Raw genomic sequence first — 26,633 nt, 5'->3', positions numbered from 1 at the left:
CCTTGGGGTGGAAAAAAGGCGTCCCTGACTCAGACCGTCAGCGCCGTAGCTGGAGCTGTGGCTTCCTTGGATGTGCGCCGCCGCGCGTGGTAGGCGCGAACGCCTGCACGCCAGTCGGCGGATTGCTCCGGTGCGAGGTTCAGATAGGACAGCGGGCACGAGTAGTAGTACGGGTGCATGGATTCGTCCAGTGGCTTATAGCCCCACTGGCCGCCGCTGCGTTCCAGCAGATCGCAGCGGATGGTGCACAGGGACTGGCCCGGTGCGAGATCACGGTGTACGCCTTCGGCCTTGGCCGTCACTTGCACAACAGACCAGAGGACGTTGCCACGCAGCGCGTGGGCGATGACCTTCACGCTGGCGCGTTCGGTCTCTTGCGGTGCGATCAACTCCGCGATCAGTTCAGACCGCGATTGGGGTGAGAAATACCAGCCCATGAGAGGCCTCCTGGAAAAATTGAGCCAGAAGCCTCCCCGGTGGGGAAGACCCCCGGCGGGTGGATGAAGCACACCGCAGATGCGGTGCCCAGTACTACGCAGGTTGCAGTTCGGCCTGGCGGCTCCACTCCTGCGTCTTGAAGTCCAGCGCGTAGCCCAGTTCGCCCAGGCGGACGATCTGCGCGCGCAGGGTGCGGCGGTCGATGGTCGAATCCAGTTTCACGGACTCGCCCAGCGGCCAGAGCAAGCTGAACAGCGCGGCGTCGCCATCTTCGGTACTGCAGGGAGCAGTTGCCGCAGCGGGCGTCGGCGCATCCACGCCGAAGGGCGTGGTATCGACCAGCGGGTCTGTGGATGCCTGTACGGGTGCGGGCTTGGCGGGCCTGGAGGTTTTGCTGGGCTTGGCCGGTGTTGCCGGTGTTGTTGCAGGCTGTGCGCCCAGCTCTTCATCAAGTGGATCGAGGTCCTGGGTGGCGAAGCTGCGTGCTTCGTCACGGCTCAGTTTGTCGATGTCGTAGAGCGTCATTCCGTCCAGGCTGGCGCGGATCTCGAAGCGCATGCCGCCACCGACCGGGTAGGACTTCGGGAAGATGTACCTGATGATGAACTCCCCGTCGTACTTGCCTTCGGGGTATTGCTCCAGCTCCGGGTCCTTGACCTCGAACGTACCAAGGTGCGTGGCGAGGCGTCCGACCGTGAAGGGGCCGTTCTTGCCGCGGATGGTACGCAGCGTGAGCTGGCCGGGGACGATGATGGGCGAAACCGATTGCTCGGGTGCCGATTTGGCTGTCATGGTGGTACTCCTGATGATGAATGACGGACGGCTGGTGGCAGCCGGTGGATGAGAGGAAATGAACCTCGCCCGAGGTGGGCAAGGTCCACTTGGCATCACGCCTTGAGCTGGCGCATGCCTTCGGCCAGGAGCCACAACGCCCGGTTCAGGCGCAGGTTCTGGTCGATGCCTTGCACCGGGCGGGTGCGCTGATTGCGGCCATTGGCCGAGCGTCCATTCAGGCCCCCCTTGACGAGGTTCTCTTGGACACGGTTGAAGACGGCCCACAGGTCATCCCTGCGGTCGTCCCAGCGCCTGGGCGCGAGCAGTTGACGCTCCGTGACAGGCGTCGGCTTGGCAGGATCGTCGTACTTGAGTGCCAGCGCTGAGTGCGCGAAGATTTCTGCTTCGCCCTCATCGAGGGTGATGGTGCGCATCGCATCGCGCGAGTCCTTCACGCGCTCGAAGCCTTCAAGGACTTCGTAGGCGCCTTCGATCACCTGGCTGGCCACATCCCCCTTGTGCGGGACACGGATGTCGGCGGTGGTATCGCCGCAGACCAGGCCGTTGTGGCAGACGAATCTGAACATGCCTGCCAGCATCTGGTAACTGCTCGTGCCGTCGTGGCTGTTGAGCAGGATGATCTCGTTCGCCTCGTCGCCGTTGATCTGGCTGGCATGGCGAAGTCGGATGAGATGCTTGGTGTGCTCGCGCCGATCCTCGTTGCGCACGCGCGTCTGGCACACCATGAAGGGCTCGAAACCCTCCTGGCGCAGCTTGGCGAGCACGGTCGAGGTCGGTATGTAGGCATACCGCTCGGATCGGCTCCCATGCGGAGCGTCGGCGAAGATTGATGGAGCAATGGCGCGAATGCGGTCGTCCGAGAGCGGGCGATCTGAGCGCAGGATCGGGGACTGCGGAGCAAAACGGGATGCCAGAGACATGGCTGTTCTCCTGTGAAAAATGCGACAACCGCGCGGCCGTCTGACCACGCGGAACTCGGGGGAAGAAATGCGCGAGCGCGCTATGCGGATGGAGGACGCTGCAGATGCAGCAAGGAGAAGCGGCAAGGCCCCATGAGGGGCCATGCCGGATCAGAACGAAGCAGCCAATGCCGGCTCCTGCTCCTCGACTTCACCTTCGGGCTCGCACTCGGCGGGCTCGGCAGGCTGATCTGCAGCGGGGGCGGCGTCCTCGGCTTCGGGCGCGGGAGCGTCCTGGGCCGGCGGCGAATCTGCTTGCGCGGGGCTCGTCGGATAGACCTTGGTGCCGTCGATCTTGATCAGGCCGATGTGGATCAGTGTCGAATCCAGGCTTGCGGCCGGTTCCCCAGCGCGCTCACCCTTGGTGCGGATGTACGGATCGATCTTCATGTCGTTGAGACGGAAAGCGATCAGCACCTTGCAGTCCCCTTCGATGGCCTGCACGCACCGGCGAACCAGATGCTCGGCTTCAGGGGTGGTGACGATGCTGTCGAAGTACCGATACTCCGGTTCATCGACAGGCCCGGCCAGAGCGGCGACGGTGCAAGAGAGGAACGGGTCGCCATCTTTGGGTGTGACGTCCTTCGGACGGCTGAGGTAGCCGATGCCGCGGGTGACCAGCTCGTGCTGCCTGATCGAAGCCAGTTCGGCCCGGTCAAGCGGCTCGGCCTTGAGCAGTCGCGCCTTGAGGGACGCGGCGGCTTGGCCTTTCTGCTCACCCTTGTCGCGGATATACGCATCGCCCCACAGGTCGCCGAGGCGAAAGCGCACCAGTGGGCGCTGCTTGGGATCGTCAACGCCGATGTAGCGCTCGACCAGCTTCTTGGCCTCGGCACCCGAGACCTTGACGTCGAAATAGCGATAGCTGGGATCCTTTGCGGAACCGACCAGCGCGGCGATGGTGCATGCCAGGAAAGGCTGCGCACGGCGGCCGCCCCGAACAGGCACTTCACGGGCACGCTGGATGTAACCGATGCCCGAGGTGTGGAGGTCGAAATACGATTTCTCGTTGGACGTGGTGCTCATGGTGAATCTCCATAGGGATGAAGCGGAGACACACCGGCCCCACGCAGCGGGGAAAGGTGCGTAACCCCGCGATGGGTTGATAAGGCGAAAGCATCCACCACCAGAGACTGGTGGCCGCTCGCGGATGGATGCGGTGCGAGCTGGCTCGGTCACGCAGTGGGAACTGCGCCGCAACCTCGAAGACCGATGGTTGCCTGGCATGTCGCTGACAACGTCAGCAGGCATGGGCTCAGCATGGCCAGGCCTCGCGCGCGAGGCAGCCATCAATCGGTATCCGATCGTTTCCCTTTGATGAAATCTCCCACGGCAGAAAAAAGGCCCTCCTTCCGAATGGAGGGAGAGCCTGTGGGGGCATGTCGCCTGGTACTTTTCGTGGTGTCACGCCGGTACAGCGCGGCGCCGTCGGGACGTCTCCGCGCCGATCACGCTCACGTCGATCAGGCGCCAGCGCCCGTCGTCTATGAGTCGCTCCAGCACTTCGCCGAGCATGTCGAAATACACCTCGTCGTGCCGATCGACCAACTCGCCGTCGCGGCGCAGCTCCACCGCATAGGTATCGCTGCCGGGCTGGTAGAGGATCGTCACCTGGCCGGCGAACTTCGCGGTCGAAACCGTGAAACTGATCGCCGGAGGCGTTTCGATGATCCTGGACGGCGTCGGATCGACCCAGGTGAAGTCGTGGGCGCCCGCATCGACCAGCATGTGGGTGATGCGCCGGAACCCGTCGGGCGCCGGCATTTCCTCCAACTGCTCGATGAGCTGACCCAGTTCCATGCACTGCGGCTCGGGAATGGGCAACTTGGCCGGCGCGGAGCCGAGGATGTGTGTCTTGACGGTGTAGGGCGTGCCGTCGGACATCATCTCGGTGCGCTCTTCTGGCGTGTCCGCACGCAGACCGTCGAAACGACGACGGGCATAGGGTTGGACATGCACCTTGGTGCCCTCGCTGGGAACGGTGGTCACCAGGTTGGGATCGAGTACCGCGAACTCGCTGGGCTTGAGCTTGACGACGATGGCGTCTTCGCTGGCTGCGACCACCTTGCCGTCGAAGGGCTGGGGATCAATGACAAAGCCCAGTGTCGAGGACTGTGGCTGATCATCGAACACGCGGTACTTGAACGACCGCACGTTGCGGGGCACATGGCCTGCGACCAGCGAAGGCATCAGGGTCTTGATAAGAGAGCGATCCATGTGAATCTCCTTGAGGAAGAACAAGGGATTCCCCGCCCGCAAGGGAGAGGTCCCTTGTGGGTGGATGGGCGCGATGCGTCCGTAGAAAGAAACAACCAGCACGGTTTCCCGCGCTTGCAGCCTTGAAGGTCTTGGCTGCCTGGGCATGTGTCGGCAACGCCGACGAACATGGGGTAAAGATGGCCCTTGAGTGAGCGGCCTGCGCTCAGGAAACCGCACCGCGCCGCACCCGCTTTCCTGCGCCGCGACAAGAAAAGGCCCCTCGAAAGCGGCTGGGTGGTCAGACTTGGTACACGAAGTAGTGTTCGCGCTGACGTGGAAAGAACACGTGCTTCCACGAGTCGCCGCCGGTATTGCCGCCGTCGAAGACGACCATTTCGTAGGCATCAATGTCGGTGTCTGCCAGATCGGCGCTGGCGATATGGCGCATGTGCAGCATGCCGCTCAAGCGCTCGAATACCAGGATCTGGCCGATGGCGTCGTCCTGGCCCATGGCGTTGACGCAGGCTCCAAGCTGATGCTCGAAGTCGCGTGCGGGCGAGATGAGGTCGGGGAACATAAAGTGCTCCTATGGAATTGGACCAGCCCGGCTCCCAGAAAGGAGACGGGCTGGCATGGAGGGCAAAGAGGAAGGTGGGCGCGTGGTGTGTTTGCTAGGGCTCGGCCAGCGGCAGGCCCAGCAACACGGGCGCGTCAGCGTCGAGGATGAGGATGCGCACATCGGCCTGGCCAGCCAGCTCCAGGATGTTCGCCAGGTCGGCGGGCATGCCCTTGCTGCGGTGCTCCTGCCGAAGCTGCTCGGCGGTGATGCCCTCGGCGTGCTCCAGGTTCTTGTCCGTCCAGGGCGTGGAGATCAGCTTGACGCCGATCGCCGGGCTGTACGGAACCCGAAAGGCGATGAACAAAAAGGCCTCCGGCGTGGCAAGGTCCGCCAGGTTGGCGAGGTACTGGCCGGTTTCCTGGCTGATGTGCGCGCTGCTGATCTCCCAGCATCGGCTGTAGTAGCCGGTCTCGAAACTCAGGCGCTGCACAACTTCCCGCGCGGCTTCGACCGAATAGCTGTCACCGACGTGGATCAGGCGGCCGTCGAAGTCCTCGCCATGAATGGCATAGACCACGGCACCGATCACGCCTTCGCCGTTAACGCCTTCATCGGCATCGCATTCGGCCAGTGCTTCGGCACTCACAGGTTCAGAGCCGTTCGTGACCACCGCAAAATCGCTGGTGACGATGCAGGACGATGAAATCAATTCCTCGTCGGAAAGATGTTGTTGGCTCGGGTGGATGTTTCGCCAGACATGCGGAATTCCGTCCTCGTAGCTGATGGACAGCGTGCGGACGATCTTCAAATTCCAGTAGCCACGGAGAAAGGGATTGGGATTCTGGGACATGGGAACTCTCCAGATTGAATAATGGAGCCAATTCCCGCCACCGGGAATTGGACCCGGTGGGTTGAAAGGGGAAAATGCGTCAGTCGGCGCTGATCGTTGGCTTTGATTCAGCCGCTTTACGCTGGGCAACGGAAAGGAAATCGAGGGACATGGCTGTGTGGGCGCATGTCCCTCGTGGGGAACGAAAAGACGGGGGTGTGCCGGAAACGGGCTCACCAGCCGCTGTAGTTCAGCATCAAGTCGGCAATGACCTTGCGGCGTTCCAAGTCGAGACCGTCGAAGTCCGACAGCCCGTGGAAATGGCAGCGTTTGAGCATGGCACCGCCCTCGTGCGCGTTGTAGAAGCTGACCATGGCGGACAGAAACATGCGTTGCCCGCTGCTCAGGACACCGAGGGCATCGTTGAGCCGCAGCATGTTGGGACGCAGATCCCACTTGCTTTTGGCCTGGTTCAGGCCGTCACGGGTGCCGTCGCCGAACCATTCGGGGCCAGCGATCTCGGCACCACGCTTCCATGCCTCGAAGAAGGCTTGGGGCGCGGCAGCGAAATGCTGCTCTTCCCGCATGATCTGATCGACGACTTCCTGCGGCAGCAGTTGATTCATGGCGTGATTCCTCCAGTTGGATCAGGGAATGGCGAGCTGGGACCAGCCGCCTCTTTCGAGGGCACGTTGAGCCGCCGCATGGCTGCGGAAGTACTCGTGCGATTCCCGCGAAACGGGACCTTCGGTATCGCGCGTGCCGATGTAGTGGCCGGCGGCGCTTTGCAGGACTTCGAGCGGCAGGAACTTGCCGCAATAGGTCAAGGCCAACTGGCCGAAAGAGGCTTTGTGGGACATGGGTAGGCTCCTTGGAAAAGCGGGGCCTTGTCCCTCACGGGATGGCAGCTCCCGCACGCGGTGGATAAAAAGCATCGGCGTCACGGGGACGCGTGTCCGCAGACTTGATGCGATACGGACTGGCGGGTTACGCGGGAAGAACCCACGGCAGCCTGGAACCCATGGCTGCTGGCATGTGCTGACGAATCAGCGAACATGCGGGCAGCTTCGTCCGGGGGCCGCGCTGCGTCAGTTGGAAAACGACATTCGGCCCAGCCCGGATTGATGGGCGCAGAGACAGAAAACCCGCATCGAGTGCGGGCTGTCAGGGGGGGCGTGGGTGCGTTGGCTCACTCGGTCGTGTCGCCCAGGACATGCTGCTTCCACAGGGCGAATGCCTCGTCCTGTCCCAGTTCGGCCAGGACCACAATGGGTTGCGCCTGCCGCGCACGCAGCGAAGCGAAATACGCCTTACGGTCGGCGATGGCCTTGAGATTGATGCCATCGATGAACAGCAGTTTGCCGCCCTTGATGAACAGCACCTTGTTGCCAAGGTCGCGCTCGAACGCGGCTCGTACTTTCTCCGGTTGTTGCATGCGTCGGTTTCCTGTTGCTGTGGCCGGCCGTTGGCTCGGAACGTTGATCGGCGAGATGAAGATGCCGAAGGCTCGCTGACCTTCGGCTCGGGAGGAAATAACCACCCGTGGGCTGTTGCAGGCCCGGTCGTCGCTAGAACCGTCTGCTCATCAGCAATCACACCCGGCCCATGTCGTGGCTGGGGCCGGCATCGTCTGGCGCACATCCGCGCACAAAGGGAGCCCGTTTTTGCGCCGGTGGGCACCGGCACCGAATACCGCTGACCACAAAGGGTCTCCGGGTGGCTCGCGCTGCCTGGTAAGCCATCGGGGGACCCTTCGCAGTGGGCGGGAGAAACACAGACCAGCAGAACACGCGGGAGACGGTTCGCGGAAAAGCTACCTTCAGGTCCCGCAGCCGGGGACGGCTGGGCGGGACGCGCACACGGACAAGAAGGTGTTGCGCGCTGGGCGACCCGCAGGGGCGTGCGGGACACGGGCCACGCCTTTGAAACAGGGCGCGGCCCACGGGAAACGGAGTCAGTCAGGCGCCTTTGCGGCCGCTGCTACGCGAGCGCGAAGCGCCACGCTTGGGCGTACCGGATTCGACCGGCAGCGTGCCTTTGCAGTCGGGGTAGCGACTGCACGACCAGAATGGGCCGCTCTTGCCGGTGCGCTGGCGCGTCGCTGCGCCGCACTGCGGACATGCTGGCCCATGGGGAAGCTTGATGGACAGGGACATGCTGCCGTACTGCGCGATCAACTGCGAAATCCAGGCGGCCTGCTTGCTGAGGAATACGTCCAGGGTGAGCTGTCCCGCCTCGATCATGTCGAGCGCCTGCTCCCACACTGCCGTCGTGCCGGGGTCTGCAATCGCTGCGGGCACGGCGTCGATCAGCGTGAACGCCGCATCCGATGCGCGAATGGAGCGCCCCTTCTTCACGATGTAGCCACGGGCGATCAGCACGCTGATGATGTTGGCCCGCGTCGCCTCGGTGCCGATGCCCGTCGTGTCTTTGAGCTTCTGCTTCAGGCGCGGGTCGGTCACGAAGCGCGCAATGCCCTTCATCGACTTGACCAGTTCGCCCTGGGTGTAGGGCTTGGGCGGCATCGTCTTGAGCGCCTTGATCTCGACCTCAGCCACCTGGCACGCCAGGCCCCCACGCAGCGGGGGCAGCACCTGGCTGCGCGCCGCGTCGTCGCCGTCCTCATCCGCTTGCGGTTCGGCCAGCACCAGACGCCAGCCTTTGACGACCACCTGTTTACCGGTGGCCACCAGCATCTGCTGGCCGCAGGAAAACTCAGCCACGGTACGGTCGAACTCGTGGTGCGGGAGGAACTGCGCCAGGTAATGCGCCCGGATCAGCCGGTACACCGCCAGTTCCTTCTCGCTCAGAGGAGAGAGGTTCGCGGGTTCGAGCGTCGGAATGATGCCGTGGTGCGCCGTGACCTTGCCGTCGTTCCATGCACGCGAACGCTGGGAGCGGTCGAGCTGGCTCATGATCGGGCGCAGCGACGGATCGGTCTTGAGCAGGCTGTCCAGGACGGCGGGCACCTCGGCGAACATGCTTTCGGGCAGATAGCCGGAGTCCGAGCGCGGGTAGGTCGTGGCCTTGTGCGTCTCGTACAGGGCCTGGGCGATCTGCAATGTCTCCTGCACGTCCAGCCCGAGCTGCTTGGAACAGACCTCCTGCAAGGTGCTCAGGTCGAACAACAGTGGCGGGCCTTCGCGCACGCGCTCGGTCTCGACCGACACCACCTGGGTGTTGTCCGCGACGCGAATCTGCAGCGCCGCCTGCTGGGCGACCGGCTGTTGCAGGCAACGACCGGCGTCGTCGGTGCAGCCGTCGGGCGCAACCCACTGCGCGGAGAAAGCCTGACCCTCTGTGGACAGAGACACGTCGATGGCCCAGAACGGCGCCGACTTGAAAGCCGCGATTTCGCGGTCGCGATCAACGACCAGCTTCAGGGTCGGGGTCTGGACACGTCCGACCGACAGCACGCCGTCGTAGCCCGCCTGCCGCCCGAGCAGCGTGAAAAGACGGCTGAGGTTCATGCCCACGAGCCAGTCTGCCCGCGAACGCGCCAGCGCCGAGTAATACATCGGCAGCGTATCGGACGACGGTCGCAGCTTGCCGAGCGCGGTGCGGATCGACGCATCGTTGAGCGCCGACAGCCACAAGCGCTCGATGGGACCACGGTAGCCGCACAGGTCGATGATCTCGCGGGCGATCAGCTCGCCCTCGCGGTCGGCATCGGTGGCGATGACGAGATGGGTCGCCTTCGCCAGAAGCGCCTTGACGACCTTGAATTGCGTGGCGGTCTTGGGTTTGACCTCGACCCGCCACTGCTGGGGAATGATGGGCAACTGCTCCAGTGACCAGCGCTTGAGCGCCGCGTCATAGACTTCGGGTGCTGCCGCTTCTACGAGATGGCCGATGCACCAGGTAATCGTGACGCCGGAGCCGCTGAGGCAGCCTTCACCGCGCTGCGTCGCGCCGAGAATCCGGCCAATATCCTTGCCCTGGGAGGGCTTCTCGCACAAGAACAGCCGCATGTCCGTCCATCCGATTTCCGTGGTTCATTGAGTTGCTGGAATCGAGGATGCCGAGCACCGCCAAGGGCAGCAGCAAACAAGTCGCGAGCGGTGGCGACCTCTTTCACGGGATGGAATGGCTGGGGTGGAGATGGCGTGCAGCCGGGGGGTGCGGGCCGGGAGCCGCGATTTTCGGGAGCGCGTGGAAGCCGGTGGACGTTGATGGAGCTATCCCCTGGGGATAGCTCGCGGGTGCATGGAGCGGCGAACAGTGGCCGGCTCATACCGGGTCACTTCCTACGCCGCGGCTCTTTTGGCGCAGCCGGTTCCTGGGCGGCCTGGGACTTTGCCTCCGCATCCTGCGGCTTCGGGCTGAGGGTCACGGACTCGATGCGAAACGGCAGGATGCCGACGCTGCGCGCGTTGATCTGCCAGGTTTCGCGCGGCTGATCCTCATTGTCCGTCCAGGGTTCGCGCTCCATGCGTCCGACGACCAGCACGCGCATGCCTTTCTGGTACAGATCCTTCCAGTGTGCGACGTCACGGTGCCAGATTTCCACCGGTGCCCAGAAACCGCCGCGATCCTCGAAGTCGCCGCCTTTGGTGGGAACGGGGTTGTCGAAGTACACGTTCAGCCGCAGCAAGCGCCGCGGCTCGTCGTTGCCGTTGGGGAACTCCCGGTACTCGGGCGGTGAGCCAATGTTGCCTTCACCCCAAAAATGCGTGCTCATGTTGCAATCTCCATGGTGGTTGAAATACCCGTGCCGCGTCGGCGTCGGGCGCGTACTGGGGTGTCCGATGCCATCACCGATCACGCACTCCAGGTGGGATGGACTTGAGCCGTCGCAGGTAGGCGTCCTCCGCCTTGGCGGCCTTGCTGGCGCACTCCTGGGCCTGCCTGCCCAAGGTGTGCAACAGGCTGATCTGCATGTTCAGCGTGATGCGTTGAAGCTCGATCGCGTGCAGCTCGGCCAGCAGGTTGACCGGCGTGCCGGTGCTCGCCATCAATTCCTGCCACAGGGCTACGCCCATGGCTGAGCGGTCGTGCTTGCGCCAGCGCAAAAACGCCGTGCCTGCGCCCGTGGTCTGCTGGGCCAACTCCACGGGCAGTAGGTGGAAGGGATGCCCGACTGCCTGTTGCAGCACCTGCCGCTGCGCCATGTCAATCAACTCGTCGCGCATGGCGAAACACTGACTGGCCCAGGTCTCAAGATCCCCCTTACCCTTAAAAGGCTTTAAAAGGCCTTTTAGAGAGGCAGCGTGTTCCAGCTTCATGAAGGCTGCCTGTTGCAGGCCCTGGAAGTAGCGGGGTTCGCGGTTCGGATCGCTCATGCCTGCTCGTCCTCGACCTCGCCGGCGCTGACTTCGGGTGCTGCGTCAGTGGCGGGCTCGTCGGTGGTGGCCGCGTCGTTGGGGGCAGGCGCTGCAGCAGGACTCTGAGCACGCTGTTGCAGGCCACGGCGCACGATGGGCGGCGCGAACTTCGAGCGGCGCGTGCCTTCCAGCACGTCCTGGGGCAGTTCGCCGAATTTCTCCAACGCCGCCCGTGCTGCGGCGTTCTTTGACACGAAATCGTCGCGCGTGCAGCCCGAATAGCGGTATTGCTGGGCCAGCGAAAACAGGCTGCGCAGTGCATGGGCGCCCTCGTTAAGCCAGCGCTCCAAGGTGCTGCGGTCGATGAGCGCCGTGTGGTGGGCGAGGATCAGTTTGCGGGCGATGTCGTCGTAGTCGGCCAGCAGATAGACGGCGGCAAAGCCGAGCTGCGCATTGACGAACAGCGGCAACTTGACGGGCTGCACGTTAAGGTTCTCGCCCAGGCTGAGTGCCGGCGGCACGCTCGCCAGTGCCTGATCCACCTGCTCGCGCAGCGATTGCAGCGTGGTCTTGGTCTGGTCGAGCTTGGCCTCGATGCGCAGCATCCACCAATCCGAGTACGGGTCGTCCTGCTCCGAACCGCGCCGCATCTTGTTCATTTGGGCGATGTAGCCGTTCAGGCCGACGATGCCCGGTCGCCCCTCGGCGGCGGCACGGCCATGCCAGATGCGCGAGGCGTGGTGCGTGTGAAGCGTCAGCGACATCGCGCTGCGCAGGGAGCCGAGATTCAGTTGCAGAGGTTCATTGGTTGCCATGGTGTCCGCTCGTTGTGGGAAAAGGAGCGGTCAGCTTCGGCAGGAAGCGGAAGGCAGTCAGTCAACAAACCGAAACCAGCCAGACCCCGGTTCAGCGCGTGGTGGCCGCATGCGGCGCGAGCTATCCCCAGGGGATAGCTCCATGGAGCGCCAACGAACGCTGCACGTCGGGATCAGGACGGGCAACGCCGCTGCTGCGGCAGATGTTCGATGTCAGGTCTGCGACTGCACAGCATCCGCCCCAACGGTGGAACTATCCCCAGGGGATAGCTCTATTGGCATCCATGGGTGTCCACTTCACCGCCTTGCCAGCCTGCTCACTTGCTGGCGAGCAGATCTCGAAGCCGCTCGATGTGCTGCCTGGCGACTTCTGGTGGCACCGGCTTACCCTGCGTTTGGGCCGGCGGTGCGGGTGGTGGCCGTTCGTTTGGTTGAGTGGGTGCCGGTGGCGGGTCTTTCTTTGCCCAGGCATTGAACTCACCGTGGATGGCCCGCTGGATGATGCCGAACAGATACCCTGCGGGATTGCGGATGCCGTGGTTGCTACAACGCGCGGCCCATTCGTCCAGCACGTCCTGCCTCAGCGAGGCATCAACCTGCTGCAATGCCACCTTGGCACCCGCCTGCTGTTCCGCCTTCAGTTGCGCAAAGCGCTTGGGCCATTGCAGATCGCCCAGCGCGCGCGCCTGCGCAGTAGTACGTATTTCATTAATACAACTACTACGTACTGTACGGGCCTGCTTCGGATTCCGAAGAGAGACGTCTGGCGCGGGTTTCGACCCTGCTTCGGAATCCGTAGAGGGGCGTTCGCCATTCCGAAGAAGGCTCGGAGCCCCTTCTTCGGAGTCGTGAATGGCGTCTTCCTGTGGATAACTATCGCTGGCCGTGAGGTCCTGCTTGGCGAGACGTTCGGCCATCACCTGCAACCGTGACGGGAGGGTGCGTCCGGCCAGTAATGGGTCTTCACCGATTTCCTTGAGCGTGTGCAGGCCCACGATCTGCACGGCCTTGGCAGAATGGCCGAGCGCCTGGCTGACGAGTTGCAGGTAGTCCGGGTCGAGCTGCATGGCCTCGAACGGTGTCAAGGGTTCGTCGTGCAGCACGTACAGATTGCCGAGGATGCGGCCGGTTTTGGGGTCACGCCGTCGCCGAACCAGGCTCAGCCAGCGAGACAGGCGCATCAGTGTCAGCGCCCGTGCCACGGTTTCATGCGAGGCCTGGCCTGCGCAGGGCATGGACGCCAGCCAGGGCCGCAACTGCTCGTAGGTGGGAAATGCGGTTACGCCATCGTCGTTGAGCATCAGCCGGAACACTTGCCAGGCGTTTCGTTCCAGCGGCGTCAAGCGACGGTCGAGGAACAACTTGCGTGGCACCGTCTCGTGCCGGTTGCCACTGAACAGGAAAGCATCGCCGGAGGTGGGCGTGGGCGACTGTGCCGGTGTAGACGCAGGTGCGCTGGGGGCGGGCTTGGGCACAAGGTCTTTTAGCGCAGCATCGAACAGCTCTGCGAGTGCGATGGGGCCTTGGCGTAGGGCTCGTGGTGCGGTGTCGTCCACGGCCATGACTCAAGCCAGTCCCTGATCGACCCAGCTCTTGATCGAGGCCCAGACCACCGACAGAGGCAGCGACATGCCTTCGGCCAAGTCCATGGCGGCATCGAGGATGGAAGTTTCGTCTTCGAGATCGACGGTCCTGCTGTTGGTCACGGCCTTCCATTGCCGCCACAGCTCCGTGTCCTGCTCCTCGTCCAGCACGGGGTGCCGACCCTTCCGTTTGGGCAGACCAAGGATTTCACGGCGAAGAGCCACTTCCTGATGCGTCAAGCCATAGAACTTGCTGACCATCTCCGTGCTCGCGCCCAGCCTGAGCATGCGATCGACTGTGGCGATTTCCTTCTCCACATCCTGCGCCTGCTGGAGCAGCCGCCGCAGCACTTCGCGGTTGACCGTCACTGAGCACCAGGAGACGTTGGCGTTGGCCAGCACGCTGATCAGCGCGGGATGCTTGAGGGCGTCCAGCTCTGCCTCGCCAAACCCCATCAGCTTGCAGCGGCGCAGTTGCCCATTGCGCAGGTCATAGAGGGCCTGGGCGATGACAGCCTGGTTGAGTGGGTGTGCTGTGGACATGCTGGCCTCCCTCGCTTAGGTTCCAGAGTCCGCAGCGCCGGCTTCGAGATCGAGCAGGCGGCGGGCCAGTCGCAGCAGGCGGAACAGCTTGACCAGCGCGGTGTCGCTCAATCTTCGGGTTACGTCGCCCTGGCCGTACAGCAGCGCCGGCAGGTCGATGACGACTTGCCCGTTGTCCAGACCGACGTCGGCGGGCTGCTGACCGGCCAGGCAAGCCAACAGCGTATGGACGGCACGGCCCTTTGGCGCCAGGCTTGAGGTATGGGCACGGCAGGCGAAGCCGATACCGTCTGGGCGGTCATCGATGCACTCGCCCAGGTCTGCCTCGACCGCAATCTCGCGGGCGAACTGCGCGACGTGGATGCGCAGGTGCTCGGGTGTGTCCAGGCCGGGGGCGATGTACCAGACATCCGAGATCGGATAGAGCCCGCCAGCCTGCACCGGGATGGACTGCAAGACGTTCGCCGAGAAGTCGCGCGGCAGTGCATCGCCCAACTGGTCGGCGACCATGCGCTGGATGGACTCAAGCCGTTCGGTTGTCGGCGCCGGGGAGACGATGTGCTCTTGAAGCAGGCTGCCATCCGTGTCGCTTTTGCCCGTTGATGGCGTTGCCGCAGGCTTCGCGGCGGGTGGCGCGGTATCGACAGGTGGGCGCGCGATGGCCTCTGGCTCTGGCAAGGCAGGCGGTGTCGAGGGCGGCGTCGGCTCGCTGACCAAGGCACGCTGGCGGCTCTCGGATTCGGTCATGTCCAGAGCGAGCACGTCGTAATCGACGTCCAGCAATTCGGCCATCTGGCCGATCAGCTCGTCCTGTACGCGCTGCGTAGAGAACTCGTCGGCCTGGACATCGAATTGCGACAGCACTTCCTGAAAGAACTCGTCGAAGTCCTGAACCAGTGAGCGGCCTTTGGCGTAATGCTCCCAGGTGCGCTCGCAGGCCTTGCGCATGACCGACAACCGCTCGACCTGGTGACGCCCCAGGCCGGCGTAGAGCACGGTCGGGATTGCGGGCAGCAGGTAGCGTACGGCGTCGGCCATCCGGCTGATGTGCGACTGCTGCACGGGGTATCCGTCGGCGGCCAGGCGGCGAGCCAGCTCGGACTGGCTCAGGGTGGAGCGGATTTCCAGTTCGTAGAACTCGCGCGCTTTCTCGACGCCCAAAGCGCGCTCGATGAAGGTGAGGCCACCGCGCAGTTCGTTTTCCGCAAGATGCCCGGTGAGCGCGACGATCTCACCACGCTCGGGCCACGGGCGGAACAGGCATGAGACCCGAAAAAAGCGTTCGTCCTTGGTCTCCGACCAGAGTTCGCGCAGGATTGCCAGTCGCGTGTTGCCGCCATTGCGGATGATGTAGTGATCGTCGCCGGGCCGCCGGGTGATGGCCGGAGCCGCGTCCAGGCCACGCTCGCGGATGGATGCCTTGATTTCCTCGTACACCGGATTGCGCTTCTTGCGCGGGTCGTGGTCGTAGGGGTGCAACTGGTCGAGCGTCACGACCATGGGCGTGTCGGCGATCGGGTCGCTCAAGGTCGTTGCTGACGGGCCGCTGCGCTCGAACCCGGACGCAAGCAGTTTGCCGGCCATCTGCTGGGAGGTGATCTCAGTCATGGCCGCCTCCCTGCGCTTGGGATCGGGTCTCGCGCTCGGCACGACGGATCTGCGCACGGGCGTTGAGGGCTGCCCGGTGATCGCTGGCCGTCGAACTGGTGTAGATCGCGGCGCAGCCTGCCTTGGTGAACTTGAGGTGACCGCCCGCCGTGCGCTTGACGTGCCAGCCTTCGCCGACGGCGAACTCGATCAGGGCGCGCAGCCGGCTGTGGCCTCGGGCCAGTTCATGTGCGTTGGCCATGGGGCCTCCTGGTATCAAGAGGCTGTGGCGGACGGCCGGACACTGCGGCAAATCGATCCTGCCACTGCGGGAGCAATTCGCCGGCAAGATCGCGCATGGTGGCGAGCGCGGCGGGAGCGACTCTGCCCACTGGCTGGCGGTACTCGACCCGATGCACCGGCAGACCGCGCGTCGCGGCACGCGGATAAGCCTCAATGGCCGGCACGTCGGTGGCCAGAACCCGAATGCCGGTGTGGCCCTGGAACAGATCGCGCAGCGCCTGCTGGATCAGACGGGCGTTGGCGGACACCGGATGGACGCGGTTGATGAGCAGGTGCAGCGGCGGCGGCTCGATACCCAGCTGCCGGTACGGCGCAATGTCCGCCAGCAACTGCATGGTGCCGCGCCGCAGTTCGCGGGCGGCGAGGATTTCCGGGGTCACTGGCGACAGCGCGAGGTCGGAGGCCAGCACCGCCATCTCCAGCAGCACCGAGCGCGCGCCCTGGGTGTCGATCAGCACCAGGTCGTAGAGGGGGTTCAGTATCGGCAGCAGGTGCCGCAGCCGCAGTCGCCCGTCTGGCGCGTGCAGCAGCAAAGTGTTCAGTTCGCCTCGGTGGTCGTTGGAGAGCACCAAGTCCAGGCCCGCGATGATCGTGCGGGACACAAGCTGGCCAAGGTCACGCTCGTTGAAGGCCAGCAATTCATAGATACCGCCCGGCGCACGATGGGCCAGCTCGTAGTAGGAGGACAAGGTGGGCTGCACATCAAGATCGAGCAACAGCACGCGCAGCCCGGCGTCCGCAGCGAGACCGCCCAGGTTTGCGGCCGTGGTGGTCTTGCCGACCCCGCCTTTGGTTGAAATGATGGATACGACCTGCATGGCGTTCTCCGTGTCAGGATGGAAAGTCCGCGGGAGAACGGGTCAGGCCCTGTTGTTGACGCGCTCGTCGATCCACTGATCGATTTCGATGGAGTCCCAGCCCACGGCGCGCACGCCCAGACGCAGCGCCTGCGGGAACTGGCGTTTCTTCATCAGGTTGTAGATGTGGGCGCGCTTGAAACCGGATTTCGCTTCGACTTCTTCCAGGCGCAGGATGCGGCGCTCGTTTGGCGGCAGTACAGGTGTTTGCGACATGGCGGTCACTCCTGAACGCTCAGTGGCGTTTGTTGGCGTGACCTCTATTCAATAGACACGGCAGCGAAAAGACATTGCAAATGCAATCTCCGCGACTGCACATACAAGCTGGCAAATCTCAGCGGGAGGCGCTACGCAACCGGCGCCTGGCGGTGGCGAACTTGCCGTTCAATGTCCGCTCCGCGATACCCATGGCGCCGCTGTGATGGGCGACCAGCGCGCTGACCACGGCCTCCTGCGTCTTGAAGCTGGAGTACGGCGTGCCCGATGGCGACTGGCCGAGCATCAGCTCTAACAGGCCGCCAACGATGTTCAGGTAGGTGGCCTCGGCCCGATCACTGATCGGACACTGCGCGCATGCCGAAATCACCGTGGACTGCTTGAGCAGCGCGTCATGCTTGTCCTGCAACTCGCGAAGCTGACGTTTGGTCTGTTCCAGGGCGGATTTCAAACCCTGGCGTTCGACCAGCATGGCTTGCCCTGTTTCCAGAGAGATGAAGGGATGGATGATGCGCTCGCTGCGGGAGAAGAGAAAGCCGGGCCGCTGCTCGGGGTAGTGCTGGCGCATCCAGCACTTCAGATCGACATGACGTACCGTCAGATCAGGCGATTCGATCAACGCGGTGTCGCGTGTCGTGATGCCATGCTGCCCGAAGGGCAGTTCCCCGTTGAGGATGCCGTCATAGATGCGGTCGGTGTACAGCCGCAGTTCGCCCAAACGCGGGCAGTCCAGCGACTGCGGCAGATCCATAGGCGACGAGACCGAAGCCAGGATCACCTGCTCGTATCGCAGCAGTCCGGCCCAGCGGATGGACGCTTCGAGCGGGCGGTAGAACACCTTTGATGTTGGTGCATCATTTTTGTTCTCGTGCATGCTCCGTCTCCTTCCAGGAGAAGAACTACAGGGCCGACTGCTTTTGCAGCCGTCCTCATGGTCGGCCTGTTGTCCGCGCAAGACGCGAGTGATGACGCCCGCTTTTGATGACTTCTGATCAGTTCGCGCAATGAGTAGGCGTTGTGTGCTCGATGTGCAAAAATCCATCGGGCACAAGAAAACCGAGCGTCTGTCGCGGCTCGACAGTGACGCTTGCGCTATCAGGATCGTGAGAAGTGGCTGCTCTCGCAAAACCGTATCGGTATGGTCTGATGCGCCAGCGGTTTCAAAAAGCGGCGAACGCTCGGAATCTATTGATCGGGGCTTGAGATTGGCAACGAAAATCCGCTGGTGTCATATCCGATCGAGATACTGATATAGCGAGATAGCATTACCGAGAAGTCGCCTATGGTGACTGCCGAGCGCTGATCCGACGCTAAACGCTGCCTGCCAAAACGTGGAAATTGCGAGTTGGCCGCGCAGAAGACGGATGGGCGGCCATGCGAAGCGATCGACGTTCCCTCCTTTGACCTTGACCGGACGGTGCTGCCGCCCGGCCTCAGCTCAACGGGCGACGGGATCTTCGGGCATATCAACCAACATTGCCGTTTTTACCAGGCGCTCTACAGTCTGCCTGGCCAGCACCGGAGACGCCTCCGATTGCTCTGCAAGCTCATCGGTTTCTATGGTATGTGCGGCGACCAGTCGAGCTGCAAGATGCAGGTTGGTCGGATCGACGGCCTCGATGACTGGACACTTGCCCAGGGCATCGTATGGCCGCAGCAGTGCGTGATAGATGTGCCAGGTGTCGATACCGCGCGGCACCAGCTTCAGGACAGCCTGAATCAGCTTGCGCTTGATGGGGTCGAGTTGCCAGTCCGGGACGCGCTGCCCACGGTGACCCAGATGGATCGACAGGAGATTGCCGGCCTGAATCTCGTAAGTGATCCAGCGGCGGGACTTGCCAACCAGCTTGGCGTAATCGGCCACCGACAGGTTGTGGGATGCCTCGAATATCTCCAGCAATTGCAAGCGCTCGCGCTGCACCTCTGACAGCGTGGGTCGCGCGTACTCGGGCAGATGCACCGCCGAAAGTCGATAGACGGAAGCTGGAACCGCTGGTGCATCGGGTGCAGGCGCAACGATCAACTGAGGGGCGTTTGGATTCAGGGCGGGCGGCTGCGCTGCCGCCTGTCCGGCGATTGTGGGCAGGCCCTGCAACGTGATGGTCAAGTGCGTGCTGGCAACTTCGACCTGATTCTGCTCGAACAAGTCCAGCCGGTCGGCCCAGTCCTGCATCATGACGCGGCGTTGCTCGACGTACTCGGCGTGGTTGTAGGTCGCGCTGATCCGATCCGGATCGGCATGCGAAAGTTGGGCGTCTACCCACTTGGGCGGATACCCCAATTCATTGAGCGCAGTCGAGATGGTGGCGCGAACGCCATGCCCAGTGAGTTGGTCTTCATAGCCCATACGCTTGAGCGCGCCATTGAGCGTGTTCTCGCTCAGAGGGTTTTTCAGGCACCAATCACCGGGGATGAGATACACCTGTGCTGGCTTCAGATTTCCCAGCAAATGACGAACGACCTCTTGTGCCTGCAACGACAGTGGCACGATGTATGGCGGGATGTCGGCGAAACGCTGGCGCTTCTTCTTGGTGAGCTGCTTGCGTTGCTTGAGCCTGACAACCGGGATGATCCACAGACCGCGCTCCAGATCAAACTGATCGGGCGTGGCGTAGCGCAATTCACCGGTGCGCACGCCCGTGAGCAGCAGCAGACGTAGACCCAGTTGCGTATTCAGGCGACCGCTGTACTTGCGCAACGTCTGCAGCATTGCCGGCAGCTCGGGCATGCGCAAAAAGGGATTGTTCTCCACCGGGGGCAGCGGCATCGCCACCACGTCCAAATCCTTGGCCGGGTTGTCGCCCATGTTGGGCACCACCACCGAGGCGTAGGTGAATAGCTGGCTGAACCAGGTGCGCAGCTTCTCGGCCACCGACAGCGAGCCACGCTTTTCCACTCTGCCGATGATGTCCAGCAGGTGGGCGCGGGTGACGTCGTAGATGGTCAGGTGGCGCAATACGGGAAACACGTCCTTGGCGAAGACGCGCCCGATCTGCTTGGGCGTACTTTGGCGGCCCTCATTTTCCAGAGAGAGGCTGCGGTGGGCCAGCCATTTGTCGTAGATGGCCTGGAAGGTGTGCTCGCCCGCCAGGACGATGGCGTGGCGCTTGCGCTTGCGCTCCGAATGCGGGTTGATGCCCTTGGCCAGCATGGCCCGGGCCTCGTCGCGCAGATTGCGAGCGTCTTTCAGGGAAAGCGCGGGATAGCCACCGAAGGACATGCGCTCGCGCTTGCCGCCCCAAGTGAAGCGGAAGTGCCAGGCCTTGAAGCCGGTGGCGGAGATGTAGAAGTAGAGACCGTCGAAATCGACAAGCGAATACGCCTTGCCGGTCACCTTGGCCTGTCGAACCTGGAGGTCTGAAAGCATGAGCCCAACTCCTGCGAAGCGAGTTGGATGCCATGTTCCCGACGGAACCCCGGCTCCTCCAGCAACAATACGGTTTTGGGGACCTCCGTATTGCCAGTGTACCGCTCAACGTACCAGTTAGAACCGGCTGGGAGTGGATTTCGCTGGATGTCAGTGGATTGAGATCAGGTAAAAATCTCAATCCTGACAATGACTTACGACGTTCTCTGGCGTTCGGTGGAAGTCCCTGGAAAGTCGAAGTGGAGCGGGCGAAGGGAATCGAACCCTCATCATGAGCTTGGGAAGCTCAGGTCCTGCCATTGAACGACGCCCGCTTTGGCTAAGTCATTGTCAAAGCACGAATTTCTTTGCTAAGTGCTTGCTGCTCTTCAGGATTTCACGCACTGCTTGCCGCAAAACTTCAAGTTAGCATCCAGCGAAATCTATCTACACTTACGACCTTGGCGTAGGTTCTAGCGTAGGTTTTTGCTTACCCTACGCGTTTGGCAATAAAGCCTACGCCATGACTCTGGGGGAATTCTAGTGCTATTCGATTCGCGGTCCGCAAAGCAGCTTCAGCCAGGCTCGCATCTGCTCGTGCAGGGATGCGATGGATTGAGATTGGTCGCGTCCCAATCGCGCAAGACCTGGACCTATCGCTACAAGGACTCTGCTGGACTGATGAAACAGGTCAGGCTCGGCCATTGGCCGGAGATGTCGCTGGCTGAAGCCGTTTCGGCTTGGGGAGAAAAGCGCGATGGCCGCAGTGCTGGAGTTGATCCCGTTGCAGCGCGTCGCCAGGCAACCATGGCCAAGAATGGCCCAGCAGTGGCTACGACCGTGCGTGCGCTGCTGGAAGGCTTCCGCGATCACCTGGCGGGGCTGCGCCAAGCCGAGGGCGCGGCCCGGGCGTGGAGCGCTCTGGAGCGAATGCTGGATGAGGAGCCGGAGCTCGCAAGGACGGCGCCGCGTGACGTGAGTCGCGCACAGGCCTACGACGTGCTCGACAAGCGACGAGACCTTCCTGCGGCAGCCAAGAAGCTACGGGCGCTGCTGGGGCAGGCGTGGGACTGGGGGCTCGATGCTGGGAAAATCGATGGCGCGGCGCCGAATTGGTGGCGCAGCCTTTTGAAGGGCCAACTGCGTTCAAAGGGGAAAATCGTCGGGGGGGAGCATGTGGGGTTTCGGCGCCGGGTGCTGTCTCAGGCGGAGCTGCGCAAGCTCCTGCCGTGGGCCCGGGCCAATATGTCGCAGAGCGCGCTTGATGGGCTGCTGCTGTACCTCTACACCGGCATGCGGGGTGTCGAGATTTTTGCCTTGCGTACTGAGTATGTGACGCAGGAAGAGGACGGCTGGTGGATCACGTTCCCCGCCCACCTGCTCAAGATGGAACGGGATGCGGACACTGTGGACCACCGGGTTCCGCTGTTCGGTGAGGCGCTGGAGATCGTGCAGCGCCGCGTAGCCGAGGCCTGGGAGGGATGGCTATTCTTCACGGGCCGGGGCGGGAAGTTCCGGCCGTATCACCGCAACACGTTCTCCAGCTACGTCTATTCGCTGATGCCGGAGTCCGCCAAGGCCAAGCGGCGGGCAGGTGACGGGCTGATCTGCCCCGTGGTGGATTGGTCGCCCCATGCGTTGCGGCGCACGGCGCGCACGCTGCTCAGCGCCATTGATTGCCCGGAGGATGTGGGCGAGGCCATCATCGGCCACAAACCCGGGGTCATGGTGGCCAGCTACAACCTCCACACCTTCGATGCCCAAAAGCAGGTTTGGGTGAAGAGGCTGTACCAGACCGTGCGCAAGCTTGAGGGCCTGCCTGCTTAGCCAGGTGGTGAGGCGGACTTGCCAGGTTTCCCTGCGCGGCCGTAGCCGCTGTCTGGCGCCGGCAGGCACTCGGACGGTGGCCGCGACATCACCCAGGCCTCCACCTCTGCAACGATGAAGCCCACGCGGCGCGCACTGAGCTGCCGAGGCCTGGGGAAATCGCCGGTCTGCACCAGCTTTTGTATCTGCGACTCGGACAGATCCACCGCCCGTGCTGCCTCTTGAAGGCTGATCGAGATGGGGCGCATCGTCACGATGGCCAGTGCATCACCGCCGCTGGCAGCTTCGATTTTTTCTTTCTTGGTCATGGCGTGTTCCTCGCGTGCCTGCGGTTGGTGCCAGGCGTGAAAAGGCCAGCGGGTGCTGGCCATGTGATTGGTTCATCGTCCGGGTGAGGCGCGCGCTTGTCGCGCCATTCCTTGGGCTTCTTGCTGGGCATTCAGGCCTCCTTGGCGGGCGACGGCGCCTTGCGCGCCTCCAGCTCATCGATGAGGGTGGCCATCCGCTGGATCTGTGCGCCCCTGAGCGCGTAGTCTCCGCGCAGGAGCTCGTTGTCGGCCTGCAGGCGACCCAGTTCATCGACTGCATCCGAGGCCCAGGCGCGCAGGGTCTCAGGGTGCATGCTCGCGCGGTGCTCGCGGATGAGCGCATCGGCCCGGGAGGGTGTTGGTGCTGTGGTCACGGGGTCTCCCATGTCAGTTCGTGGTATCGGTCAGCCGGATGCTCAGCGAGACGCCGAACCCTTCCAGCCCATCAATCCCAGCGGCGTCGGTGTGCGCGATGAGTTCTGCGGCTGCGAGCAATGCCGCTTGCTGCAGCTGCTCGCGTTTTGCATTCCAGTCGCTATCTGCGGGGCCGAAGATTTCGGCCGGTGTGTGCGTGGTCACGGGGTCTGTCCTTTCTCGGCGGCCGGCGCTAGTTCATCGGGCACGTCCACGCTGTCGCCCAGCTTGCTTGCCACGTAGCAGCGCATGGCCGCAGTCAGTGGCTCGGTTTCGTGCCACGCGATGGAGCGGCGGCCATTGGCGCCTGCATGCCATGTGGTAGCGGTCCAGATGCCGGAAGGCCCCCAGCCTGGACTGTTGCCGCCATTGCGATGGACGCGCGATCCAGGCGGGCTGATGCCGATCTGCTCGCGGCAGATGATCGGCCCCGCCTGTGCCCAGTTTTGACTTGGCTCGTAGCGCACAGCGTGAGCGCCATCGGCGCCGAAGCGGCTTTGCTGCAGCAGCCGGTCCTTGAAATTGCTGCGCGGCAGGTTGAAGAAAATGCAGATGGTTTTGCCATCTTCCGCGTCAATGCCGACAGGCATGCCGCCAATGACCTTGAACATAATTCCTTCGCACTTCTCTGCTGTTTGCGCCACAGCCCAATCAAGTGCGGGGCCAGTGAGTTCGCTGGTGCTGATGATGGTCACAATGCAGGTCCTTTCTGCTGCGCCTGGGCGCGCAACGGAGATTTGCGGCCATAGAGCACGGCGTGGCGATATGCCGCGTACTCATCGACCTTGCCTTCCATGTCGTCGGGCGACGTGAACCAGCGCGCTGGCTTCAGCCACTGCACCACGTTGATCGGCTCGTAGTTGCCGTCGCGCCATCCGTTGTAGCCGGCCAGAACCACACCGCTGGTGATGTCGCCATTTTTGAGGCGGACGGCCTGCCAGACGCCGGTGAGGGGCCAGATTTTCTGGGCGAACCATTGATCCTGGTCCACCCACCAGCCGCGCTCTATCTGGTTGCGCACGGTGATTTCGATAGGTTCTTGCATGTCAGCTCTCCTTGTGCGCCCCTTGGGCCAGGGTCTCGAAATAGAAAATGATGGGCGTGGCCTTCAGTTCGACCAGGCCGTATCGGACGGCGCGGCGGAACGTGCTGACATCGCGCATCAGCACCTCGTTGCTGCGCTGCATGAGCGCGCGCCAGTTCTCCAGGGTGAGGCTGTGCTTGTCGAGGTTGCAGGGCGCGCAGGCTGGGTTCATGTTCTCCAGCGTGTCGCGCTCGGGCCTGAGCATGCGTCCGGTGGTGACGATGCCTTTGCCGGGGACGAATGCCAGCTCGCGCTCCACATACTCGATGTGGTCGGCGTGCCAGCGCTCGCCCAGCTCCTCGCCGCAGTACGCGCATCGGCCCCCGAACTTCTCGCGCAGGGCCGCGCGCTGGCTCTTGCTGAGCTTCATGTGCTCTCCTTGTGCCCAGTGGGGCGCTGTGGCCAGGAGCCCCAGCCCCAGGCCTGTTTGTCTTCGGTGGGATGCTTGTCGGTGCGTGGCCGGCTGGGGCAGTCCCAACTGCGGCCATGCACGGTCCAGAGCAGAGCCCAGTTGCTGGCGCGCAGGCTGGTGCCCGACTCGCTGGAGAGGATGTAGGTCAAGCCGCGTCGATAGCCCTTGGCCTCTGCCGCGCGCCTTGTGGCTGCGTACAGCAGGCTGCAGGCGTTGGTGGCGCCATCGGTGCACAAGCGCGTGACTTCGACGGTCAGACCGTCATCCAGCGCGCGGGCCACGGGTCGGCCCACGACAGCGACACCCACAAGTCGGCCGGCGTCGTCGTGCACGGCCTGGCGCCAGAGCGCGCCAACCGGGCAGCCGTGGTGCCGGTGGTGCTCGCGGATGAAGGCATCAGCTTCGGCCCGGGTGATCGGTCGCAACTGCAGCATGGCTACGACCCCTTGGCTGCTGCCTGGGCTGCGATAGCGGCACGCAGGGCTTCGCGCGGGGTGTTGCCGCTGGCGATGGGGTGCGCCTCCGCTTCATCGTTGAAGATCTCAGCGTCCCAAGGACCCTCGAACTCGGGCACGAGCGCGATGCGGTGCCGCTGCATGGCATCCAACAGGGCCGTGTCGCTGCTGGCATCCACTGCAGGCGCAGCAGGTGCTGCTGGTCCCGTGGACAGCACGCGGCGGCGTGCCGGCACGCTCACGTCATAGGCCGCTTCACTCGCGTCCCTCCAGGTGTTCTTCGGGTCGGTGTGGTAGGGCTGGGAGATCTGGTAGACCGGCTCGGAGGGCGCAGCAGGTGCCTGGGGCGCTGCTGCCGCGAGGTGCAGGGCGCTCGCCAGCCAATCGGGGCGCCGCGGTGGCTCGTCGCAATCTGCCTCCTCCCGGTAGATGGCATCCAGCCGGATCAAGGCGTCAGCCACGATGCGGGCCGGGGCTGCAGGCGCTTCCAGGGCGGGCGCGGCCGGGGCGGTGGGAGCGGCAGCTGTCGAGTGGAATGCAAAGGCGCCATCAAGGAATGCCCCTGCAAACTTGCGCGCCATGTTTTGGCATTCGACCTCGCGGCCGACATAGAGCTGCTGCGTGCCGTCTCCGGCTACGACCGCGTGGCTCCAAAGCATGCTGGCGTTAGAGGGCACAACTTTGTAGCGATCGAGCGCCATGGCATCCATTTGCTCATGCGGGTATTCGCCCCGGGGCGCCACAGCGGCAGGAGCTGCCGGCTCCTCGATCTGGTCCAGGCACTTCGAGTTGCGCGCCGCGGCAAACACGTCTCGGCCGTAGGCCAGCAGTGCTGCGCGATCTGCGCCCGTCACGAAGTTCAGGGAGTGGGGCGACATCAGCGACGTCAGGTGCAGGTCGTCGCCGGGCTGGATCTTGGTTGCTGTCATGAGGCTTCCTCTACGCGCCATAGCGCTTTGGTGGTGTTGATGACGTGGCCTGCGCGCTGCAGCAGCGGGCACTGGGAAGAGTTGGAATTCACGGGATGAAGAAACAGGAAAGCCCTCGCGGCATACCGGGAGGGGAGGTATCAGGACAGCGCCCATGCGCTGTGCTCATGCCTCTGGGATCAGGGTTTCGTGAAAGTGCGCCTCGTGGTCATCACCTGCTCTTCGGTGCAATTCACGTCATAGGCTTCATTCATCCACGGGATGGAGTCGGGGTCGCTGTGCTTGCCGCCGCCGTAGTAGTGGGTCCAGCCCACCCAGGATCCGTCTGGCATCTGCTTGGCGACCGCTTCGGTCTCGTAGTTGCGCGATCCAGGTGCGCTGAGGCCTGTTTCCTCGCCGGTGCTGCGGAGCTCATTGCGCGCGTCTTGCAGCATTCCGTCCCGGTCGTGCTCTTCGTAGAGTGCGTCCACGTTCTCGGCGGTGATCGCTGCATCAGCGTCGAGGGTGATGTCTTTCCACTTGGCGGCAAGCAGCAGGATTGCGTGCTTCAACTTCTGTTCGGGGGTCATGGTGGTCCTCGGTGGTTGTGATGGGAGCGAGGTCAGGCGGCGGAGATCAGGAACGGCGCGCGGTCCTTGCCGTTGATCCAGTTCGGGGGCTTGCCCCGGCCGGTCCAGGTGGCTCCGGTGGCGGGGTTGCGGTACTTCGGCACGCCCACACTGCCTGCCTTTGCCTTCGCGGTGGGGAAGACATCGGCAGCGGTCAGGCCGTGCTCTGCGATCAGCGCGCGGGCCGCGGCGATGCCCTCGGCTTTGTGCTCGGCCTGGGCCTGGGCGATCTGGGCGTCGAGTTCGGCCTTGCGGGCCAGCAGGGTCTTGTAGTCGGTCATGGGTTTCCTTTCTTGGCGCGGG

32 protein-coding genes, 1 tRNA gene and 1 pseudogene are annotated in these 26,633 nt (G+C 63.5%); 1 reads left to right on the top strand and 33 read right to left on the bottom strand.

All coding sequences use genetic code 11. The features are described 5' to 3' along the window. Positions 1-29: 29 nt before the first annotated feature. The 23 genes and pseudogenes from DACI_RS20970 to DACI_RS20860 all read right to left on the bottom strand — a co-directional run bounded on the left by DACI_RS20970 (position 30) and on the right by DACI_RS20860 (position 20,628). Positions 30-389 (bottom strand): hypothetical protein, encoded by a 360-nt coding sequence (locus DACI_RS20970; RefSeq protein ID WP_449757697.1) that lies wholly within the window; start codon positions 387-389, stop codon positions 30-32. A 142-nt stretch (positions 390-531) separates the two neighbouring features. Then, on the bottom strand, positions 532-1,230 hold the full coding sequence (locus tag DACI_RS20965) for a DUF3275 family protein (RefSeq protein WP_012205968.1): 699 nt from the start codon (positions 1,228-1,230) through the stop codon (positions 532-534). 95 nt (positions 1,231-1,325) lie between these two features. Further along, positions 1,326-2,153: a DUF932 domain-containing protein gene (locus tag DACI_RS20960; protein WP_012205967.1), complete on the bottom strand. Its 828-nt coding sequence runs from the start codon at positions 2,151-2,153 to the stop codon at positions 1,326-1,328. A 150-nt stretch (positions 2,154-2,303) separates the two neighbouring features. After that, entirely contained in the window at positions 2,304-3,218 is a 915-nt protein-coding gene (locus DACI_RS20955) for a DUF3577 domain-containing protein (RefSeq protein WP_012205966.1), read from the bottom strand. A 378-nt stretch (positions 3,219-3,596) separates the two neighbouring features. Further along, positions 3,597-4,409: a hypothetical protein gene (locus DACI_RS20950; RefSeq protein ID WP_012205965.1), complete on the bottom strand. Its 813-nt coding sequence runs from the start codon at positions 4,407-4,409 to the stop codon at positions 3,597-3,599. A gap of 280 nt (positions 4,410-4,689) precedes the next feature. Next, positions 4,690-4,968 (bottom strand): hypothetical protein, encoded by a 279-nt coding sequence (locus DACI_RS20945; protein WP_012205964.1) that lies wholly within the window; start codon positions 4,966-4,968, stop codon positions 4,690-4,692. Between the two features lie 94 nt (positions 4,969-5,062). Beyond that, the gene (locus DACI_RS20940; protein WP_012205963.1) at positions 5,063-5,800 is read right to left on the bottom strand and encodes a DUF5983 family protein; all 738 of its coding nucleotides are present in this window, start codon (positions 5,798-5,800) and stop codon (positions 5,063-5,065) included. 212 nt (positions 5,801-6,012) lie between these two features. Further along, positions 6,013-6,405, bottom strand: a complete 393-nt coding sequence (locus tag DACI_RS20935; protein WP_012205962.1) for a hypothetical protein — start codon at positions 6,403-6,405, stop codon at positions 6,013-6,015. 21 nt (positions 6,406-6,426) lie between these two features. Then, the gene (locus tag DACI_RS20930; RefSeq protein WP_003158617.1) at positions 6,427-6,639 is read right to left on the bottom strand and encodes a hypothetical protein; all 213 of its coding nucleotides are present in this window, start codon (positions 6,637-6,639) and stop codon (positions 6,427-6,429) included. Between the two features lie 329 nt (positions 6,640-6,968). After that, positions 6,969-7,199 (bottom strand): annotated as a pseudogene (locus tag DACI_RS20925) (hypothetical protein); the annotation flags it as partial. Positions 7,200-7,737: 538 nt separating this feature from the next. Beyond that, positions 7,738-9,750: a DNA topoisomerase III gene (locus DACI_RS20920; RefSeq protein WP_012205960.1), complete on the bottom strand. Its 2,013-nt coding sequence runs from the start codon at positions 9,748-9,750 to the stop codon at positions 7,738-7,740. Positions 9,751-10,019: 269 nt separating this feature from the next. Further along, positions 10,020-10,460, bottom strand: coding sequence for a single-stranded DNA-binding protein (locus tag DACI_RS20915; protein ID WP_012205959.1), 441 nt, complete (start codon positions 10,458-10,460; stop codon positions 10,020-10,022). A 73-nt stretch (positions 10,461-10,533) separates the two neighbouring features. Continuing rightward, positions 10,534-11,061 (bottom strand): DUF3158 family protein, encoded by a 528-nt coding sequence (locus DACI_RS20910; protein WP_012205958.1) that lies wholly within the window; start codon positions 11,059-11,061, stop codon positions 10,534-10,536. Continuing rightward, positions 11,058-11,858 (bottom strand): PFL_4669 family integrating conjugative element protein, encoded by an 801-nt coding sequence (locus tag DACI_RS20905; RefSeq protein WP_012205957.1) that lies wholly within the window; start codon positions 11,856-11,858, stop codon positions 11,058-11,060. Before DACI_RS20905 ends, DACI_RS20910 begins: the two co-directional genes overlap by 4 nt. 317 nt (positions 11,859-12,175) lie before the next feature. Further along, on the bottom strand, positions 12,176-13,420 hold the full coding sequence (locus DACI_RS20900; RefSeq protein ID WP_012205956.1) for an STY4528 family pathogenicity island replication protein: 1,245 nt from the start codon (positions 13,418-13,420) through the stop codon (positions 12,176-12,178). Between the two features lie 3 nt (positions 13,421-13,423). Continuing rightward, the gene (locus tag DACI_RS20895) at positions 13,424-13,984 is read right to left on the bottom strand and encodes a DUF2857 domain-containing protein (protein ID WP_008267477.1); all 561 of its coding nucleotides are present in this window, start codon (positions 13,982-13,984) and stop codon (positions 13,424-13,426) included. A 15-nt stretch (positions 13,985-13,999) separates the two neighbouring features. Then, positions 14,000-15,592, bottom strand: a complete 1,593-nt coding sequence (locus DACI_RS20890) for a ParB family protein (RefSeq protein ID WP_012205955.1) — start codon at positions 15,590-15,592, stop codon at positions 14,000-14,002. After that, positions 15,585-15,833 (bottom strand): hypothetical protein, encoded by a 249-nt coding sequence (locus DACI_RS20885; protein WP_012205954.1) that lies wholly within the window; start codon positions 15,831-15,833, stop codon positions 15,585-15,587. Before DACI_RS20885 ends, DACI_RS20890 begins: the two co-directional genes overlap by 8 nt. Continuing rightward, complete coding sequence (locus DACI_RS20880; protein ID WP_012205953.1) at positions 15,817-16,692, bottom strand: ParA family protein; 876 nt, start codon at positions 16,690-16,692, stop codon at positions 15,817-15,819. Before DACI_RS20880 ends, DACI_RS20885 begins: the two co-directional genes overlap by 17 nt. A gap of 42 nt (positions 16,693-16,734) precedes the next feature. Further along, positions 16,735-16,947, bottom strand: coding sequence for an AlpA family transcriptional regulator (locus tag DACI_RS20875; protein ID WP_012205952.1), 213 nt, complete (start codon positions 16,945-16,947; stop codon positions 16,735-16,737). A 118-nt stretch (positions 16,948-17,065) separates the two neighbouring features. Then, positions 17,066-17,821: a hypothetical protein gene (locus tag DACI_RS20870; RefSeq protein ID WP_012205951.1), complete on the bottom strand. Its 756-nt coding sequence runs from the start codon at positions 17,819-17,821 to the stop codon at positions 17,066-17,068. Between the two features lie 564 nt (positions 17,822-18,385). Continuing rightward, positions 18,386-20,314, bottom strand: coding sequence for a tyrosine-type recombinase/integrase (locus tag DACI_RS20865; protein WP_012205950.1), 1,929 nt, complete (start codon positions 20,312-20,314; stop codon positions 18,386-18,388). Positions 20,315-20,554: 240 nt separating this feature from the next. Then, positions 20,555-20,628 (bottom strand) — tRNA-Gly (locus tag DACI_RS20860). Between the two features lie 208 nt (positions 20,629-20,836). On the opposite strand from DACI_RS20860, the gene DACI_RS20855 reads away from it, so the two are divergent. After that, complete coding sequence (locus tag DACI_RS20855) at positions 20,837-22,120, top strand: tyrosine-type recombinase/integrase (protein ID WP_043782175.1); 1,284 nt, start codon at positions 20,837-20,839, stop codon at positions 22,118-22,120. Here DACI_RS20855 and DACI_RS20850 read toward each other — a convergent pair. The 10 genes from DACI_RS20850 to DACI_RS20805 all read right to left on the bottom strand — a co-directional run bounded on the left by DACI_RS20850 (position 22,117) and on the right by DACI_RS20805 (position 26,611). Further along, on the bottom strand, positions 22,117-22,428 hold the full coding sequence (locus DACI_RS20850) for a helix-turn-helix transcriptional regulator (RefSeq protein WP_080736915.1): 312 nt from the start codon (positions 22,426-22,428) through the stop codon (positions 22,117-22,119). The two genes, DACI_RS20855 and DACI_RS20850, sit on opposite strands and share 4 nt — an antisense overlap. A 131-nt stretch (positions 22,429-22,559) precedes the next feature. Continuing rightward, entirely contained in the window at positions 22,560-22,802 is a 243-nt protein-coding gene (locus DACI_RS20845) for a hypothetical protein (protein ID WP_157059690.1), read from the bottom strand. 13 nt (positions 22,803-22,815) lie between these two features. Beyond that, positions 22,816-23,007, bottom strand: coding sequence for a hypothetical protein (locus tag DACI_RS20840; RefSeq protein WP_012205946.1), 192 nt, complete (start codon positions 23,005-23,007; stop codon positions 22,816-22,818). Next, complete coding sequence (locus DACI_RS20835) at positions 23,004-23,537, bottom strand: phage protein NinX family protein (protein WP_192812282.1); 534 nt, start codon at positions 23,535-23,537, stop codon at positions 23,004-23,006. Before DACI_RS20835 ends, DACI_RS20840 begins: the two co-directional genes overlap by 4 nt. Next, positions 23,534-23,887 carry a hypothetical protein gene (locus DACI_RS20830; protein ID WP_012205037.1) on the bottom strand — a complete coding sequence of 118 codons (354 nt, stop codon included), beginning with the start codon at positions 23,885-23,887 and terminating at the stop codon, positions 23,534-23,536. Before DACI_RS20830 ends, DACI_RS20835 begins: the two co-directional genes overlap by 4 nt. Before the next feature lies 1 nt (position 23,888). After that, positions 23,889-24,296, bottom strand: coding sequence for an HNH endonuclease (locus tag DACI_RS20825; protein ID WP_012205945.1), 408 nt, complete (start codon positions 24,294-24,296; stop codon positions 23,889-23,891). Further along, positions 24,293-24,772, bottom strand: coding sequence for an XF1762 family protein (locus DACI_RS20820; RefSeq protein WP_012205944.1), 480 nt, complete (start codon positions 24,770-24,772; stop codon positions 24,293-24,295). The genes DACI_RS20825 and DACI_RS20820 overlap by 4 nt, the downstream gene beginning before the upstream one ends. A 2-nt stretch (positions 24,773-24,774) precedes the next feature. Further along, on the bottom strand, positions 24,775-25,722 hold the full coding sequence (locus tag DACI_RS20815; protein WP_012205943.1) for a hypothetical protein: 948 nt from the start codon (positions 25,720-25,722) through the stop codon (positions 24,775-24,777). Positions 25,723-25,901: 179 nt separating this feature from the next. Then, entirely contained in the window at positions 25,902-26,291 is a 390-nt protein-coding gene (locus DACI_RS20810) for a hypothetical protein (RefSeq protein ID WP_012203837.1), read from the bottom strand. Positions 26,292-26,323: 32 nt separating this feature from the next. Next, positions 26,324-26,611 carry an H-NS histone family protein gene (locus tag DACI_RS20805; protein ID WP_012203838.1) on the bottom strand — a complete coding sequence of 96 codons (288 nt, stop codon included), beginning with the start codon at positions 26,609-26,611 and terminating at the stop codon, positions 26,324-26,326. Positions 26,612-26,633: the final 22 nt, after the last annotated feature.

It is taken from the genome of Delftia acidovorans SPH-1, from assembly GCF_000018665.1.
GTDB lineage: Bacteria > Pseudomonadota > Gammaproteobacteria > Burkholderiales > Burkholderiaceae_C > Comamonas > Comamonas acidovorans.
Note: the sequence above shows the minus strand (reverse complement) of the source record. Positions and strands in the feature narration are given on the sequence as shown.